Source organism: Neobacillus drentensis (assembly GCF_036966985.1).
Classification (GTDB): domain Bacteria; phylum Bacillota; class Bacilli; order Bacillales; family Cytobacillaceae; genus Neobacillus; species Neobacillus drentensis_E.
Window position 1 is genome coordinate 3643 of the sequence record NZ_JBALSN010000413.1, and the last position, 287, is coordinate 3929.

The window sequence follows — 287 nt, forward strand, 5'->3', positions numbered from 1 at the left end:
TCGAATGATATTTTTTGAGCAAAATAAAGGAACTGTGGCGCGCCCACAGTTCCTTTTAACATTATTTTAAGAAAATGAAATATAGAACAAAGATAACAAAGAAGAAGTACATGATTGGGTGAATCTCTTTTGTTCGACCTTTGATGATCATTGTAATTGGGTAAAAGATAAATCCAACCGCAATACCTGTTGCAATGCTGTAAGTCAGTGGCATGGCGATCATTGTTAAGAATGCTGGAACGGCAATTTCAAAACGCTGCCAGTCAATTTTTCCTAATGATGATACC

At 36.2% G+C, this 287-nt stretch carries 1 pseudogene; it reads right to left on the reverse strand.

Annotated elements, in window-relative coordinates:
* Nucleotides 1–61 precede the first annotated feature (61 nt).
* Nucleotides 62–287, reverse strand: a pseudogene (locus V7659_RS23815) (NCS2 family permease); the annotation flags it as partial.